Origin of the sequence: Psychrobacter sp. JB193 (assembly GCF_002285555.1) — a bacterium.
GTDB lineage: Bacteria > Pseudomonadota > Gammaproteobacteria > Pseudomonadales > Moraxellaceae > Psychrobacter > Psychrobacter alimentarius.
The window spans coordinates 651,071-666,358 of the sequence record NZ_NRGY01000002.1 but is presented as its reverse complement, the minus strand read 5'-3'; the positions used below and the strand labels follow the sequence as shown (position 1 = coordinate 666,358).

Annotated in this window: 14 protein-coding genes; 9 read left to right on the top strand and 5 right to left on the bottom strand. The window is 43.7% G+C overall.

Features of this window, described 5'->3' with window-relative positions; genetic code table 11:
- Positions 1-21 precede the first annotated feature (21 nt).
- Together topA and CIK80_RS10640 are read right to left on the bottom strand one after the other, a co-directional pair.
- Entirely contained in the window at positions 22-2,676 is a 2,655-nt protein-coding gene (gene topA / locus CIK80_RS10645) for a type I DNA topoisomerase (RefSeq protein ID WP_179288369.1), read from the bottom strand.
- A 256-nt stretch (positions 2,677-2,932) separates the two neighbouring features.
- A complete protein-coding gene (locus CIK80_RS10640; protein ID WP_095569968.1) occupies positions 2,933-3,535 on the bottom strand; it encodes a hypothetical protein in 603 nt (200 codons plus the stop codon).
- Positions 3,536-3,857: 322 nt separating this feature from the next.
- On the opposite strand from CIK80_RS10640, the gene CIK80_RS10635 reads away from it, so the two are divergent.
- Positions 3,858-4,397, top strand: a complete 540-nt coding sequence (locus tag CIK80_RS10635) for a DUF2799 domain-containing protein (protein WP_095569967.1) — start codon at positions 3,858-3,860, stop codon at positions 4,395-4,397.
- A 322-nt stretch (positions 4,398-4,719) separates the two neighbouring features.
- On the opposite strand, the gene CIK80_RS10625 is transcribed toward CIK80_RS10635, so the two are convergent.
- From CIK80_RS10625 to CIK80_RS10615, 3 genes are all read right to left on the bottom strand, one after another.
- The gene (locus CIK80_RS10625; protein ID WP_062845239.1) at positions 4,720-5,121 is read right to left on the bottom strand and encodes a biopolymer transporter ExbD; all 402 of its coding nucleotides are present in this window, start codon (positions 5,119-5,121) and stop codon (positions 4,720-4,722) included.
- A gap of 96 nt (positions 5,122-5,217) precedes the next feature.
- A complete protein-coding gene (locus CIK80_RS10620) occupies positions 5,218-5,907 on the bottom strand; it encodes a MotA/TolQ/ExbB proton channel family protein (protein ID WP_095569965.1) in 690 nt (229 codons plus the stop codon).
- A 111-nt stretch (positions 5,908-6,018) separates the two neighbouring features.
- Complete coding sequence (locus CIK80_RS10615; RefSeq protein ID WP_095569964.1) at positions 6,019-6,987, bottom strand: energy transducer TonB; 969 nt, start codon at positions 6,985-6,987, stop codon at positions 6,019-6,021.
- A gap of 477 nt (positions 6,988-7,464) precedes the next feature.
- On the opposite strand from CIK80_RS10615, the gene CIK80_RS10610 reads away from it, so the two are divergent.
- The 8 genes from CIK80_RS10610 to CIK80_RS10575 all read left to right on the top strand — a co-directional run bounded on the left by CIK80_RS10610 (position 7,465) and on the right by CIK80_RS10575 (position 15,202).
- Positions 7,465-8,517: a siderophore ABC transporter substrate-binding protein gene (locus CIK80_RS10610; protein ID WP_062845242.1), complete on the top strand. Its 1,053-nt coding sequence runs from the start codon at positions 7,465-7,467 to the stop codon at positions 8,515-8,517.
- 71 nt (positions 8,518-8,588) lie between these two features.
- Positions 8,589-9,689 (top strand): iron chelate uptake ABC transporter family permease subunit, encoded by a 1,101-nt coding sequence (locus tag CIK80_RS10605; protein WP_095569963.1) that lies wholly within the window; start codon positions 8,589-8,591, stop codon positions 9,687-9,689.
- A 183-nt stretch (positions 9,690-9,872) separates the two neighbouring features.
- Entirely contained in the window at positions 9,873-10,922 is a 1,050-nt protein-coding gene (locus CIK80_RS10600) for an iron chelate uptake ABC transporter family permease subunit (protein WP_095569962.1), read from the top strand.
- A gap of 128 nt (positions 10,923-11,050) precedes the next feature.
- Positions 11,051-11,809 carry an ATP-binding cassette domain-containing protein gene (locus tag CIK80_RS10595; protein ID WP_095569961.1) on the top strand — a complete coding sequence of 253 codons (759 nt, stop codon included), beginning with the start codon at positions 11,051-11,053 and terminating at the stop codon, positions 11,807-11,809.
- Positions 11,810-12,002: 193 nt separating this feature from the next.
- The gene (locus CIK80_RS10590) at positions 12,003-12,278 is read left to right on the top strand and encodes a Trp family transcriptional regulator (RefSeq protein WP_095569960.1); all 276 of its coding nucleotides are present in this window, start codon (positions 12,003-12,005) and stop codon (positions 12,276-12,278) included.
- A 71-nt stretch (positions 12,279-12,349) separates the two neighbouring features.
- Positions 12,350-13,768 (top strand): anthranilate synthase component I family protein, encoded by a 1,419-nt coding sequence (locus tag CIK80_RS10585; protein ID WP_095569959.1) that lies wholly within the window; start codon positions 12,350-12,352, stop codon positions 13,766-13,768.
- A gap of 32 nt (positions 13,769-13,800) precedes the next feature.
- Positions 13,801-14,448: an aminodeoxychorismate/anthranilate synthase component II gene (locus CIK80_RS10580; RefSeq protein ID WP_095569958.1), complete on the top strand. Its 648-nt coding sequence runs from the start codon at positions 13,801-13,803 to the stop codon at positions 14,446-14,448.
- A 4-nt stretch (positions 14,449-14,452) separates the two neighbouring features.
- Positions 14,453-15,202, top strand: coding sequence for a lysozyme inhibitor LprI family protein (locus CIK80_RS10575; RefSeq protein WP_095569957.1), 750 nt, complete (start codon positions 14,453-14,455; stop codon positions 15,200-15,202).
- The last annotated feature ends 86 nt before the right edge of the window (positions 15,203-15,288 follow it).

Sequence of the window (15,288 nt, the reverse complement as noted above, 5' to 3'; positions counted from 1 at the left end):
TTTTTATTGTCGATAGAAAAATTATTCTTCTACCCATTCACCTTTGCGCCAGTAAACGCCCCAACGTGTGGCTTTACCGTTTTTCTCAGAACCAATATATTGCTCTTTTTTCTTACGAGACCAGCGCAAAATCGTTGGATTGCCTTCAGGATCTTCATCTGGCCCTTCAAACAAATACTGGAACTTATCTTCCATTTTATCTTTAATTTCTCTTAGCTCAGCAAGCTTTGGCGGACGTGTTTCTCGAACTTTTGGGAAATTAGATGCCGCCAAGAACATACCAGCAGCGCCTTCACGTAAGATAAAATAATCATCATGCTTGGTCGATTTTAACTCTGGCAGATGAATCGGATCCATACGCGGCGGTGCAGCTTCGCCTGTTTTTAGTACTTTACGTGTATTGTCACATTTTTGACAAGCAAAATAAGGACCGAAACGCCCTGTCTTTAGCTCCATCTGTCCGTCACACTTATTACAATCGATCGTTGGCGCGTCAGAACCTGGTACTTCAAACTTGCCTTCTTCTAAGATGTAGCCATCACAATCAGGATTATTGCCGCAGACGTGCAGCTTGAGACCACCATCGACAATATAACCATTCATTGCCGTACCGCATTTCGGGCAACGCTTTTTCTCCATCAAGTCTTTAACTTCAGCCGTTTCATCAGCCACGTCGCTTTCATCAAGATTGGCAAAAGCCTCGACTGGCATCAAATTCTTAGTGCCTTTACAACGCTCTTTTGGCGGTAAGTTATAGCCAGTACACCCTAAAAACACCCCTGTTGAGCCAGTACGCAATTGCATCGGACGATCACAAATATCACAGTGCACATCTGGTACGTCGGTCGGATCATTAGGACGCATGCCGTCTTTTTCTTTGGCGTGCTCAAGGGTTGTTTTAAACTCCCCGTAAAAGTTATCCAGTACGTCCTTCCAATCTTGCTCGCCTTCTGCTACATGATCGAGCTTGTCTTCTAACGCAGCCGTAAAGGTATAATCCATCAAGTCTGGAAAGCTGGCGGTCAATCTGTCAGTGACGATATCACCCATTTTTTCGGCAAATAAGCGCTTGTTTTCAAGTTTGACATAACCGCGATCTTGAATGGTCGAGATAATAGAAGCATAAGTCGATGGACGACCGATACCTTTTTTCTCAAGCTCTTTTACCAAGCTGGCTTCCGTATAACGCGGTGATGGCTTAGTGAAATGTTGGCTTGGATCAAGCTTATCAAGCGTTAAGTGATCGCCTTTTTTGACATCAGGCAACAACGTATCGTCTGTTTTGGCCGGTGGCATGACTTTGGTATAACCATCGAACACCAGAGTACGGCCGCGCGCTTTTAGCTCAACGTCGTTTGCACCAACAAACAAATTCACTGACAAGTATTTTGCTGGTAGCATCTGACAAGCCACAAACTGACGCCAAATCAGCTCATACAAACGAATGGCATCACGCTCAACCCCTTTTAGCTGGGTTGACTTCATATTGACATTAGAAGGACGAATGGCTTCATGGGCCTCTTGAGCGCCTTGTTTGTTGCCATAAAAATTGGGCTTTTCTGGCACATATTTTGTGCCATAGCTGTCTTCAATATAACCACGCACGGCAGCCAATGCATCGCCCGATAAAAAGGTCGAGTCAGTACGCATGTAAGTGATGTGACCCGCTTCATACAAACGCTGTGCCAATATCATGGTTTTCTTAACCGAAAAACCCAATCGTGTACTGGCTGCCTGTTGCAAAGTTGAGGTAATAAATGGCGCGCTTGGACGTGACTGCGTGGGTTTTTCTTCACGCTCTTTGACAATAAACTCACTGGCTTTTAGAACGTCTAATACTTTATCTGTCTGCTCTTTATTGACCAGTTTGAGTGGCTTACCAGCTTGTTTGGTCGCCTCTAAGCGAATGCCAATTTTCTCGGCATCTTTTTTGCTGTTAGCGACATGCGTGTCTGCATGAATCTGCCAATACTCTTCTGGAATAAAGGCGCGAATTTCATGCTCACGCTCAACAACCAGGCGCATAGCAACTGACTGTACGCGACCTGCCGACAGGCCTCGAGCAATTTTTTGCCATAAGAGTGGCGATACCATAAAGCCAACCACTCGATCTAAGAACCGACGCGCTTGCTGCGCATTAACACGATCGATATCGAGCTTTGACGGCTGTTTAAAGGCATTTTGAATCGCAGATTTGGTAATCTCATTAAAGACAACACGCTGATATTTACTATCAGGGCCGCCAATGACTTCTTTTAGATGCCAAGCGATCGCCTCTCCTTCTCTATCCATATCCGTTGCAAGATAGATTTGGTCAGCGTCTTTGGCCAACGCTTTTAGCTCTTTAATCACCTTGGTCTTGTTTGGCAGGACTTCATAGACTGCTGCCCAATCATGCTCTGGGTCAATACCCATGCGGCGCACCAACGCTTGTTGCGCTTTTTCTTCTTTGCTCAGGCTTTCATCTTTTTTGGACGCCGTCGGTTTTTTGGCGCTTTTGCTAGCACCCACTGGCAAATCGCGAACGTGGCCAATACTTGAGCGTACAATAAAGTCATCACCAAGATATTTATTAATCGTTTTTGCCTTGGCTGGTGATTCTACAATCACCAAAGACTTGCCCTTTGGGCTGTCAGCAGCAGATGCTGAACTTTTTTTGGTTGTGGTTTTTGCCATATGTGACGACACCATAATATAAGTAAATTAAAAGTAAGGATAAATTCAGCAGCATGGCAATTTATAATCGCCCATTAATTGTTGTAGTAATCAGCTGCTTATGAAAATGGTTATAACACAAACAATAACCATAGAGTAAAAATAGAGTTATAAAGACGTTACACTGCTAAACGTTCAGCTGTCAACAATAAATGAACTCAGCGTTTGCAAGAAGCACTTGCTTATTGTCTATAAATGGAGATTAAAAAACCATTTACTACTTTGCCGTTGTTTTTCGCATCTGTAATGCCCATTTTTCGAGGTTTGCCTTTAATGCTAATAAATCGGATTCAATCGCTTTTTGCTGATATTTTGGGTTAGTCGATGGACGCACGTAAGCAATATCTTCCCAATAAATAATGATGCTATTTGCCTTAGTTAATAGTCCTTTGACGGAAGGCTCGATACTCACTGGTAAGTCTAGCGGCACTTTATCCAAGCTAAAATTGGTCTTCTTAATAGCAGTGTCTGGACTACTTTGAGTAGAACGGATAGCACTTGGAATATTGAGCTTGATATCATCTTTAGTTGTATCTACAAAACTGCTGTCTGGGCGCCACTGTCCATCAATTACTTGGTAGCGTGTATGCGGCAACTGCGTGTTTTCTAATACTAAGCAGTACTGCCCCATCATGCCGCGCCCGTATTCATTGTCACGGCCTTTTATCCAATCAGGACAAGTAACCAGCTTTGGATTCAGCTGCAAACGACGCGCTGTCATGCGCAGATTATCCAAACGCTGATCGATACCGTTAGGTTTGAGCGCCATCATACTCCCTAATACGAATAGTACAATGATAACGCCAATCAATATTCCCATGATGGTCTGACCTTTTAACTAAATGAAACTACTGCTAAAAATACAACTACCCAGCTGACACAGCTATACATGTAAAGAGCGGTGAATAGATAAATGATTGGTATGTAGAGGTTTATAATGAGCGCTAACTATTAAAAATCAAGCAGCCTATCTGCATAATCAGTGGAAACCTCGCGCTCTTATCTGTGCCTTGGCTGATATTTATATTGTCATATCAAATACTTAGAGCAACTAAAAACAAATATAATAATCAGATATAAAAAGTTGTCGCTAGCAAAAAGTGCTATGATAAACCATAATTTTAAACGCGCGCAGGTTTATTATGAATTATCTTATTAAACAAAACTCATCGACTGCTGGTTTCGCTAGCAAACTGCTTGATAAACTCACTGTTCACTCTGGCATTACCTTATCTCTTATGGGCGCTGCCGTATTAACTTTATCAGGTTGTGCGACGACCCAAAGTCTGACGCCGCAGCAGTGTCAAGAGAGTAACTGGCAAGAAGTTGGTTATGCAGATGGTTTGCGAGGACGCTCAGGCGCTTATTTTGGACATTATGCCAATAGCTGTGCAAGCGTCGGCGGCGCAACGCCCAATCGTATGCAGTGGGAACAAGGACGTCAGCAGGGGCTCAAAAATTACTGTACTGAGCTTAATGCTTATAAGCTTGGACGCGAAGGTTACGATTGGCAACCTGTTTGTCCCCTTGAAGGTATCGAGAAGCTAGAAGAAGCGTACTCTCAAGGGCGCTACTATTATATTCGTCAGCGTGACCTTGACTATCTGCGCTCGCCTTATCCATTTGGCTATGGGCCCAGTCATTTTGGTTATGGCTATCGTCCATTTGGCTATGGTTGGTAACGTAAAGTCTTTATGGTTATTATTTGATGACCCAGTCGATTCAGATTATACCTTCATACTTTTACAATGCTCTTATCATAAAGCGACGAAACCATTGCCGTACGCTACAATAAAGGAAACCTCACAAGGTTACCCAAGCGAGGTGGAAGGAGAGATTTATTATTCTAATTTTTCTTCTTGTTATTCTAGTAATTTTTTTATTGATAAGCTTATTAGTGATGCTGATCAGCTTATTGGTATAAAAACTTTAGTCGTATAAAAACTATGACAGCATCTATCCTATTATGTATGGTGCTTTGCCAATCATACGCCTGAGTAGACTTTATTCGTTAACAAAGGCAACCTTCGTGAGTCCAGCCTGACTGGTTGCAGCTAGTACTTGAGCGACCGTGTCATATTTACTTTCTTTATCAGCACGTAATTGTACAGAAGGGTCTTTGCCAGCCACGCTTTGCTGTTGCAGTCGTGTTTCAAGCTCTTCCATACTGATCGGATCGCTATCCCAGAATATTCCTGCGTCTTTATCGATGCTGATTTGAATGGCTTCTGGTGGCGTATCGTTCACCACTGCACTGGTTTTTGGCAAGTCTAATGGTACTGTTGGATTTAGCACAGTAGCCGTCAATAAAAATATAATCATCAATACCAGCATGATATCGATAAGTGGAATGAGGTTCATCTCATTCATACTTTGAACGTCATCATCACCCAATTGAAATGCCATAATTATTCTCAATACGTTTGGTTATTCTCAATACAGCCAGCCCTTGTGCGCTGGCTTTGTTTTTTCTTAACTGACAGCCTTACTGGTTACTCATTATTAAGGCTGTGATGAGGCTGAGTTACGATAATGACTGGTCTGCTGGATATTTTCAGCACTTGCATGTGACTCTTTTACGATTGGATTTTGACTCACGGCAGATTTAGTAGTTATTGAGGCCTGTGCGCTGTCTACCATTCGAGCAGAGCTTGCCAATAGATCATGTGCTCTATCATTAGCATGGTACATCACACGGCGATTAATACGTACAGCAAGGTTATAGAATACCACTGCTGGAATGGCAACCGCGATACCAAGACCTGTCATGATAAGTGCCTCACCGACTGGCGCTGCTACTTGACCCAACCCTGCTTGTCCGCTCATACCGATATTATGTAATGCGTGGAAAATACCCCATACGGTACCGAACAAACCGATAAATGGAGCAATTGCGGCTGTGGTTCCAAGAATAGGCAACCCACGCTCACTAGCAAAACGATAACGACCAATATGCTTAAGCAAGGTCTGTTCAGTAACCAAACGACGTGTCGCCGCATCTGAATCTGCTAGGTTTGCTTGTGTTGGCTGGATTTGCTGACTCAAATCATCTGCCACACTCGTCGCCAGTTTACGACTTTGTAGTACACGAATGATACCAGTGACCCACGATACGATGGACAGGACTAAGAGCACAAAGAACAGGCTTTTTGTCACCATGTCGCTATATTGCCAGTATTGCATAAAGTCCATGTCAGACTCCTTGATTTGTTATTTCATTGCTATGACTTGAGTATTTTTTGCTTTTGATTTACTGCATATATTTCAGCCACGCATATAGTGGCTGTTATTATGATTTTGTATTTATGGTACTTTATAAGCAATCGGTAGTGTCACGTTGCCGACAACTGGTACACCATTTTTCATAAATGGTTTAAATTTACCAGAACGTACTTGGCGCTGGGCTTCTTTGTCTAGTAGCGTATTACCTGATGACTTAGCAACATTGACACTATCAATACCGCCCTGCTTATTCACTCTTAACACCAAGACCACTTCTAACACATCACCTGGGCTGGCTCTACGTGCTGCGCGATCAGGGAAGCTGAAGTTTGGTGCAGATGCCCAGTTGGCATTGGTCGCAGTAAAATTCACTGGTGTATTACTGGCCGCAGCTGCTGCTTTAGCGGCGGCTTCGGCCTGTGCACGCGCGGCTGCTTCTTTTGCAGCTTTTGCCTCTGCCGCAGCTCTAGCAGCCTGTGCATCTCTCGCAGCTTGGGCTTGAGCCTCACGAGCAGCTTGCGCTTGCGCGTCACGATTTGCTTGGGCTTCGCGAGCAGCTTGCGCCTGCGCTTGTTGAGCGGCTCTTTCTGCTTGTGCAGCGATGAGTTTGCGTTGCTCATTCGCAGCAGCCTCAGCGATCTTGGGATCTACCAATGGCTCTTTTGGCTTTTCTTTAGTTTCTTGTTTTTTTACTGGTTCTTTAGGCGTTGCTTTAGGCTGAACCTTCGTTTCTGTCACTACCGGCTTTGCTGGGGTTTTTGGCTTAGGTTGTTCGACAGGCTTAGGTTCTGGCTGCGGCTGCTCTACAACTGGAGGTCTCGGTTCCTCCTTAGGAGCAGCCTTTACTTCTGCCACTGGTGTCGCCGTTTCAGCTGGTAACGATACAAGCTCTATCTCAATAGGTGATGCGTCATTTTTATTTTCAACTTTTAATTCAGGAGTTTTGATAGCCGCTAATGCGATCACCGTCAACACATGCAACGCCAAAACTATAATGATAGCTGCGAATAACAGTTTACGTGATGGCGCTTCTAAATCCGTTGAACTCATAACACCCTAATATTAATTAACCAAAATAGAATGGTGTAGATAATAATGCAAACGATAATTATTATCAATAATAATTTATGATAATTTACTCAAACCTACCATTAATATCGAATACAGTCTGAATGTGTTAAAGAAAAGCAGTACATTAAAATTCTGTTATTTTATCAAAACTTTCTATTTAACAATAACATAAAAAAATAACGTTCGTAGTGTTAATAAAAATCATTATCATTACCGTTGATAATGAATCTCAATTAATCTATCATGGCCACTGATTCGTTGTCCCTATTGTTAGGTTCAGATCTTTAAGTTACTAAAAATATGAGCGGCAGCAAACTTTAACAATAGAACCAATAATTCTTAACACCCTATTTCTGATCTTGCTTCGTTTTACATCATACCAAGCAGATTTTTTTATTTTTATTGGCAAATACGTTATTCACCTATTGCCTAACTATCCGATATGCCGAGTTATCTATGTCTCTTACTTTGTTTTCTAATCGCTCCCCGCTTCCTTTATTCAAGCGTCCGTTATTGACTGTGGTTATAACAGCACTCATAGCAACGGTTAGTGTGACAGGCTGTAGTTCACCTGAGTCTAACGATTCTGAGCCTGCAGATGCCAACACTGAAAACCCGACTGCTGATGCCGCCTCGAATGTTGCTAATAATGATGCTGTTTCTGCTCAAACTGTCTCAGTAGACACGGTAAAAGGAAAGGTTGATTTGGCGATCAACCCTTCACCCTTTGTTGTTTATGACATGAGTCTGTTACAAGATTTGGCCGCACTTGATGTGGCCGTTGATGGTATGCCAAGCAACCTGAGATTAGATAATTTACAGGCAAAAACACAGCCTGAACCCAAAAGTGTCGGTACTGTTTTTGAGCCGGATCTTGAAGCGTTGAACGCGATGAAGCCACAAGCTATTTTAGTTGGCTCACGTATGGCCGAAAAATATGATGCCTTGTCAAGTATCGCTCCAACACTTGATATGACCATTGATACAACAAAAATCTATGAATCCAGTAAACAGCGTTTGCATGACTTGGGTGCTTTGTTTGGCAAAAGTGATCAAGCGGCAAAATTGCAAGGAGACATTGACAGCCTTATTGATGAAACTAAAGTCTTGACCAAGGATAAAGGGACAGGCTTGGTTGTGATGGTCAATGGCAATAAAATGTCCGCTTATGGTGAAAAATCACGTTTCGGCTTCATACATACCGTACTGGGTGTACCTATGGCAGATAATCAGATTAAAGATGCCAGTCATGGTCAGCCTGTCTCTTTTGAGTATTTACAAAAGACCAATCCAGACTGGTTATTTATCATTGATCGTAGTGCCGCCATTGGTGAAGATGGTGCAGGTGCCAAAGCCGTATTAGACAATCCATTGGTTGCGCAAACCAATGCGTGGAGTAAGGACCAAGTGGTCTACCTTAGCCCAGATTCTTATCTTGCTTTTGGTGGCTATTACCAGTGGATTAAAGATTTGACCACGATTAAAGATGCGTTTGCTGCTGCCAAATAAACGTAATTACTGTTTGAGCCATGGCTCTAAACTTTAGTTACAATCTTTCACTTTCTAAGCCAGTAGCCACTATGTCGTTATTTTCACATCGTGCTCATACCAGCGTGAAACCCAGCTCACCTTTGTCAGCAGCTTCATCCAACTGGCAAAGAGAGGCTGATAAAGCCTTAATTACCAAACCTCGACGTGCCGCCATACCACCTTGGTTAATCAACCTAGGTAGCCTCATTTTTATGGGGCTTTTGGTTTTATTGAGTTTATCTATCGGCGTGGCAGATTTTTCGTGGTCAGGTATTTTTCACAGCTTACTCAACCATAGCGCCAATTCTGATAGCTCGCTTCTTCTTGTCAGCCGGATACCACGTACCCTTGCCATTATATTGACAGGGGTTGCAATGGCAGTGGCTGGAATGATCATCCAAGTGGTACTAAAAAACCGCTTCGTTGAGCCTTCTATGGTCGGTGCTACCCAAAGTGCAGCTCTTGGGTTATTGGTAGTCAGCCTATTGTTCCCAGCGAGCGCCCTCATCATAAAAATGGGCGTGGCTACCTTTTCGGCCGTCATTGGCATGATGGTTTTTATGGCGCTCATTCACCGTATTCCGCCCACTGATTTTTTAATGATTCCACTCATTGGCATCGTTTTTGGCGGTATTATTGAGGCTGTGACGACCTTTATTGCATATCAAACCGAGACATTACAGATGCTCAGCGTTTGGCAGTTTGGAGATTTTTCAGGTGTTTTAGCAGGTCGTTATGAATTGCTATGGCTGACTGGTGGGTTGTGCGTTCTTGCTTATATTATCGCTGATAAACTGACCATCGTCGGGCTTGGTGACAACATCGCGCTGAACCTAGGCATTAGCAAGCGCCAAGTCACTTGGCTTGGTGTTGGTATGGTGGCCATGATGAGTGCGGTGGTCGTGGTGACTGTTGGTATGATTCCCTTTATTGGGTTGGTGGTGCCCAATATCGTCAGCCGATTGATGGGGGATAAGTTACGTCGCAGTTTACCAGCCGTCGCCTTGTTGGGGGCATCAGCCGTCCTACTGTGCGATATTATCGGACGCTCTATTCGTTATCCATTTGAAGTGCCTGTCGCGACTGTGTTTGGCGTGGTCGGTACGGTGCTGTTCTTATGGTTGCTGCTGCGTGCCCCTGCTGAGCAATAACTATGTTTTTTGCGGTACTCAGCGAATGAATCGTTTATCAGTGATTGTAATACCTGATTCGTTCGACATCGCATAGCAAATACTCTATGCATAGACCTTATTATTTGAGGTCTTATGACTTATTTTATGACTGTCATTGTCCTTTTATCTGATTAGATAAGCGTGACACTATAGGATTTATCCATGTTTTCATCGTCTACGCCTAGCGCTGCACAAAAGAGCGACACAGACAAGCATCATGGCGCTTTTCCCACTTGGCAAAAACACCTTACCCGGTTTTGGGCGTTAATAGTTGATCATCCAAAGTCCGTCGCCTCTATCATATTAGTGATTGCGATGACGTTATTTTTAACACTCAACGTTAATGGATATTGGGATTTTGCCCTACCCCTACGCGGTAAAAAACTGCTGGCTTTGATGGTGGTCGGATACGCTATCGGCGTGTCAACCTTACTGTTTCAAACCTTGACACACAATCCTATTTTGACGCCTTCTCTATTGGGCTTCGACTCCCTATATGTCTTGCTGCAAAGCGTGCTGGTTTTTTTCTTGGGTGCTATCAGTTTCACCAGTATCGATCCTATTGCCAAATTTATGCTTGAGATTTTTCTCATGTTTGGCGCATCCATGTTGTTGTTTCAACTGTTATTTTCAAAAACCAGCCAAGATTTGACGCGCCTGATATTGGTAGGTGTTATCTTTGGTGTGTTGTTTCGTAGTTTGTCAGCCTTGATTGCACGGCTGATTAATCCTGATGATTTCGTCGTGGTACAGTCGGCCAGCTACGCCCAATTTAATACTGTGAATTCACAACTGCTTGGCATCAGCGTGGTTATCTGCGGCATCACGGGCTTGTTTGTTTGGCGTTGGCGTTATCAATGCGATGTATTAATGCTAGGCAAAGCACAAGCCACCAATCTTGGCATTAACTATCAACGTCTGGCCTTTGGTCTGCTTACCGTCATCGCAGTATTAGTCGCTACAGCTACTGCACTCGTCGGACCAGTGACCTTTTTTGGTTTGTTGGTTTGTGCTCTTACCAATCGTCTTGCTCGCAATATGTATCATAGTGAGCGATTAATATTGGTCAGCTTAGTTGCGATGATTTGTCTGGTGCTTGGTCAAACCATATTTGAGCAAATACTGGGCATGGCAGGCGTACTGTCGGTTGTCATTGAGCTAGCAGGCGGTCTGGTATTTTTATTATTGATTTTTATGACTAAACATCGTTAAAGGTAGCGTCATTAAAAATAGCCGCCACAACAGTCGCCAACACCAATCGCCACAAGTACCGTGTCGTTAGTACTGAAGAACTCATTATCAACGTAAAATTTTTACTATTCGCTAAAACAAGAATCCCTATGATTAAAATAGATAATATCTCGTACCATATTGGCAAACAGCAAATCTTAAATGATGTAACATTATCTTTGCCAAGCGCGCAAGTCATCGCATTGATTGGCCCCAATGGCGCGGGTAAATCTACTTTATTTTCTGTTATGTCACGCTTGCAACCTATACAGTCAGGACAAGTCTGCTTCGGCGAACACGATATTGCCACTTGCCATGCGAGAACATTATCTAAAACGGTTGCGATGCTTGGACAAGAAAACCATGTCCAAGGGCGATTGCGTGTGCATGAGCTATTGATGTTCGGGCGCTATCCTTATCATCAAGGGCAGCCCACTGCTAGTGACCAGCAAAAAGTACAAGAAATCATCGAGCGCTTTGAGCTGACTTCTTTGGCTGATCGGTTTTTATCAACCTTGTCGGGTGGTCAGCGCCAACGAGTATTGATTGCGATGATCGTTTGCCAAGATACGCCTTATTTGTTGCTAGATGAACCGCTTAATAACTTGGACATGTATCATGCGGGCCGTTTGATGCGTGAGCTACGAGAGGTCAGTCATAGTCAACAAAAAACCGTGGTGATTGTTCTCCATGATATCAATCAAGCGGCACAATTTGCTGATACCGTAGTCACGATGAAAGCAGGACAAGTGATGGCGGTTGGCAAGCCCGTCGATGTTCTGACCAAAGAGACCATGAAAGCGCTCTATAACGTTGATGTCACCGTCCTAAATCATCAAGGTCGGCCAGTGATTGTCGATACGGTGTAAAGGCCTGGGTTTTAAAGCCAAACACCGACCACCTTCCTTTTATTGATGCTCTCGCTCATCTAATTACTACCAGAACACCTTTTCAGCCACTATTGGCATAGTACTCCAGTTTGCTTATCACTTGCGTTTTTTGTACTACTGTACTAGAATACTGATACAAGATAGTTATTCTTTTTTATTAAGACCCAATATTATGAATACTGATCCCTATCAAAGCCTTCTGACCCATTTAGCCACTTGTCACGACAAGTCTGATATCGAAGTATTATTGACAGCGCTACTGACGGAGAAAGAGCAGCACGAGATTGCGAATCGTATCCGTATTTTTGACTTGCTCGAACGCGGTGTCACCCAGCGTGATATTTCTGAGCAATTGGGCGTTGGTATTGCGACCGTCTCACGAGGAGCCAAAGCCATTCAACACCATGATGTCAGCGCTTTACTAGCCACACACAGACAGAGTCAGTAAGGGGCTAAACCATACTCTCCCCGTTTCTCTTATTTTATTTATTACCCATTTGAACTATTCCGGAAGTCGTTATGAGCTCTTTTCATGCTACACCTGTACAGCCAGCATTGATTGATATCCCTAGTAAGCCGCAACGCATAAAACTGACGCAAGATATCGATTTCTTTGCGCTATTCAAACGTATTGAGCGCGAGTTTGATACCTGCTATTTGCTTGAGTCACTGGGCGAAGACAGTCATATTTCACGCCATCATGCCATTGGTTTTGATCCGATTATGACCATTGCAGCTATTGATCGCACCACGCTTGCCATTACTGACAATAAAACGGCAGAAACCACGCATTATCAAACTGACAATCCCTATGAGCTGCTGCGTAAGATCACCCCGCAGCATGTAATTGCGCGCGATCAAAGTGGCGGTCTGGTCGGCTATTTGGGTTACGACTGTGTGAATTTCTTTGAGCCCAGTCTCAATGCTAAGTCGAGCGAAGGTTTTGAACCGTTCAAGTTTGGGGTGTATTTAGATGGTTTGACGCTGGACAAAATGACAGGTGAGATTTTCTATTTTTATTACCCGACCGCTCAGCAAGACAATCGCATCGAGCAAATCAAAAACCTACTTGATGCACCCATACCAAACTATAAGCCGCCCAGCGTCGAATTCTTAGGTGATGGCATGAGTCAAGAAGAACATGCAAAAGCAGTCATGCAAGTCAAAGAAGACATCGTTTCTGGACGTATCTTTCAGTGTGAAGTGGGGTTTAAGTCTAAATACCGTATCGCTGGCGACAAGATGCCCATTTATGAAAAACTGCGTACCGTCAACCCATCACCGCATATGTACTTTATGAAATTTAGCCAGCAATGCATTATTGGGGCATCTCCTGAGTTATTGTTCCGCTTGCGTCAAGGCGAGATGGAAACCTATCCTTTAGCAGGGACGGCCAAGCGTGGCGTCGATGTGATCGAAGATCGCAAACTTGCCCGCGCCTTGCTCAATGATGCCAAAGAGATTGCTGAGCACAATATGCTGGTCGATCTGCATCGCAATGATATTGGCCGTGTGGCACAATTTGGTACAGTAAAAGTGCGCAGTTTGATGGACATCAAGCGCTTCTCTCACGTACAGCATATCTCTTCTGAAATCGTTGGTATCTTACATCCCAATGAAGATATGTTCAGTGCGCTTGCCAGCAATTTCCCTGCAGGCACTCTATCAGGGGCGCCAAAAATTGAGGCCATCAAAGTGATCAACGAGCTGGAACCAGACGGTCGCGGTGCTTACGGTGGTGCATTAGGCTCGTTCAATTTTAACGGTGACTGCATTTTTGCCATTCCTATTCGCAGTCTGTTTATCAATGGTGAGTCCGCCTACGCACAAACGTGCGGTGGCAACGTCTACGACTCCAATCCAGCCGATGAGTATTTAGAAATTCAGCGTAAACTGTCAGCGATGAAAGTGGTCTTAGACAGCTTTATGAACCCATAAATTGACCACATTTCACAAAGAGTTTATCAATCATGAATGTTTTAATTATCGACAACTACGACTCGTTTACTTTTAATCTTTATCAATACATTGGTGAGATTTTACAAACCATGGATGACAGTCAAGCGGCAAATGTCATCGTCAAACGCAATAACGAGATTACTTTAGCCGATGTGCAAGCGATGAACTTGGATCGAATCATTATCTCGCCCGGCCCTGGTGCGCCAGACGATCCTGCTTATTTTGGTGTGTGTAGCGAGGTGATCGAAGTCATGGGCAAGACGACGCCATTATTGGGCGTTTGCTTAGGGATGCAGGGCATCGCCCATGTGTTTGGCGGCGACGTGGTTCGTGCCAGCCTACCGATGCATGGCAAGGTCTCATCGATTCGCCATAATGGTACTGGTATCTACCAAGACTTGCCACAAGAGCTTGAGATCATGCGTTATCACTCACTCATGGTGCAAGCAAATACGTTGCCAGAGTGTTTGACAGTCACTGCTGTCGTCGCCAATGACGATCATAACACTCTCAGCTTGAGTGAATCGGCACTGGCTGGTGACGAGATTATGGGACTACAGCACAAAGACTATCCCATTCAAGGGGTGCAATTTCATCCTGAATCCTTTGCAACTGAAGGGGCCAAACGTTTGCTCACGAACTTTTTACAGCAGGTATGAACCCATGATGCGTGTCTTTCACCGATGTAGGTTTCGCTTATTAAAACAGGCTGGCGTTAGTGTCAGTCTTTTATTAGCCGCGTCTTTTAGTGCAGCAGTAATACCTGTAGAAGCAAACTTTGTATTAGGAATGGACGTACAAGGGCAACGCCTCAACCTTTATGAAGATTGCGAAGAAGGCAGTGTGACGTGCGATAACATGCTACTGGTTGCCCCTGATTTGCAGCGCTTGTGGCATATAAAACCATACGATAAGAGTATCGATAATAAGTCGCCCTATAGCGTCAAACTTTACCCTGCCAAGACCAAGCATAGCTTATGTAACGATGGCGTGACGCCATGTGGCTTTCAGGGTTATCAGTTTGAAGGTAACGGTATCAAAGGCTTTATAAACCCTATCGATAAAAAGATACGTGCAGGCAATGAGTGGACGTTAGATGGTAGTTCCGTCACTTATAAAGAAAACTCGACCTATATACCATTGGTTTCGCAAGCGGCTCTTATTGATAGTAAATATACTGCATCCGATAAAGCGTTAAATAAAAGCTATAGAATCACGCGAAATGAAGTCAGACGGTTATACGATGAGCATATGGAAGCTGACTTAAAGCAAGAACAGATTCAATGGATCAAACAGCGATCAAAAGACTGCGGTGCCAATGCTCAGCATCAACCAAGAACGCAGGCCGAAAAAGTCTGCTTTATTCGAAAAAATGACAGCCGAGAAAAAGACTACTTTTTGTGGATTGATTAGAGCGCATCCTAATCTTGAGAATAGATTTATTGCATACATTGATAACTTATAAAAATGAGTTACGCAACTTTAGTAGACGCACACCC

Bases quoted from the DNA above. Each gene is read 5' to 3' on its own strand.
- topA (WP_179288369.1), bottom strand. From the start codon at position 2,676: ATGGCAAAAACCACAACCAAAAAAAGTTCAGCATCTGCTGCTGACAGC.
- CIK80_RS10640 (WP_095569968.1), bottom strand. From the start codon at position 3,535: ATGGGAATATTGATTGGCGTTATCATTGTACTATTCGTATTAGGGAGT.
- CIK80_RS10635 (WP_095569967.1), top strand. From the start codon at position 3,858: ATGAATTATCTTATTAAACAAAACTCATCGACTGCTGGTTTCGCTAGC.
- CIK80_RS10625 (WP_062845239.1), bottom strand. From the start codon at position 5,121: ATGGCATTTCAATTGGGTGATGATGACGTTCAAAGTATGAATGAGATG.
- CIK80_RS10620 (WP_095569965.1), bottom strand. From the start codon at position 5,907: ATGGACTTTATGCAATACTGGCAATATAGCGACATGGTGACAAAAAGC.
- CIK80_RS10615 (WP_095569964.1), bottom strand. From the start codon at position 6,987: ATGAGTTCAACGGATTTAGAAGCGCCATCACGTAAACTGTTATTCGCA.
- CIK80_RS10610 (WP_062845242.1), top strand. From the start codon at position 7,465: ATGTCTCTTACTTTGTTTTCTAATCGCTCCCCGCTTCCTTTATTCAAG.
- CIK80_RS10605 (WP_095569963.1), top strand. From the start codon at position 8,589: ATGTCGTTATTTTCACATCGTGCTCATACCAGCGTGAAACCCAGCTCA.
- CIK80_RS10600 (WP_095569962.1), top strand. From the start codon at position 9,873: ATGTTTTCATCGTCTACGCCTAGCGCTGCACAAAAGAGCGACACAGAC.
- CIK80_RS10595 (WP_095569961.1), top strand. From the start codon at position 11,051: ATGATTAAAATAGATAATATCTCGTACCATATTGGCAAACAGCAAATC.
- CIK80_RS10590 (WP_095569960.1), top strand. From the start codon at position 12,003: ATGAATACTGATCCCTATCAAAGCCTTCTGACCCATTTAGCCACTTGT.
- CIK80_RS10585 (WP_095569959.1), top strand. From the start codon at position 12,350: ATGAGCTCTTTTCATGCTACACCTGTACAGCCAGCATTGATTGATATC.
- CIK80_RS10580 (WP_095569958.1), top strand. From the start codon at position 13,801: ATGAATGTTTTAATTATCGACAACTACGACTCGTTTACTTTTAATCTT.
- CIK80_RS10575 (WP_095569957.1), top strand. From the start codon at position 14,453: ATGATGCGTGTCTTTCACCGATGTAGGTTTCGCTTATTAAAACAGGCT.